This window comes from Bradyrhizobium sp. NBAIM08, from assembly GCF_020193935.1.
Taxonomy (GTDB): domain Bacteria; phylum Pseudomonadota; class Alphaproteobacteria; order Rhizobiales; family Xanthobacteraceae; genus Bradyrhizobium; species Bradyrhizobium yuanmingense.
Map to the genome: position 1 here is coordinate 1 of NZ_JADYVR010001409.1, position 379 is coordinate 379.

Sequence of the window (379 nt, forward strand, 5' to 3'; positions counted from 1 at the left end):
GCACGCAACTCCTCGAGGTCCGCACGCTCAACACCACCGCTGCGCGCGGCCTCGCTCTCTTTGATGATCCTGAGATAGGCAAGCAACTCGCCAAAAACTACCGCAAGTTCGCCGCAGGCCTCATGGACACGCTCGTGGCGCGTCCCTCGTTCGCGAAAGCCATGCTCGCCGAGATGACCGCTGGGAAAATTCCGCGTAGCGATCTGACAGCTTTCCACGCCCGCCAGATTCGTTCCTTCAATGACGAGTCGCTCACGAAACAGCTCACCGAAGCCTGGGGGGAGCTGCGTGAATCAGCCGCCGATAAAAGGCAGCTCATTGAGAAAGTGAAGGCACAACTTACACCCGACTCTCTCGCCAAAGCGAACCTGAGCCAGGG

The 379-nt window shown here is 59.4% G+C and carries 1 protein-coding gene; it reads left to right on the forward strand.

What is annotated here, in order from left to right; all coding sequences use genetic code 11:
• Positions 1 to 379 (forward strand): hypothetical protein (locus tag I6F37_RS45175; protein WP_225155153.1); only part of this gene is annotated, 379 nt, incomplete at both ends.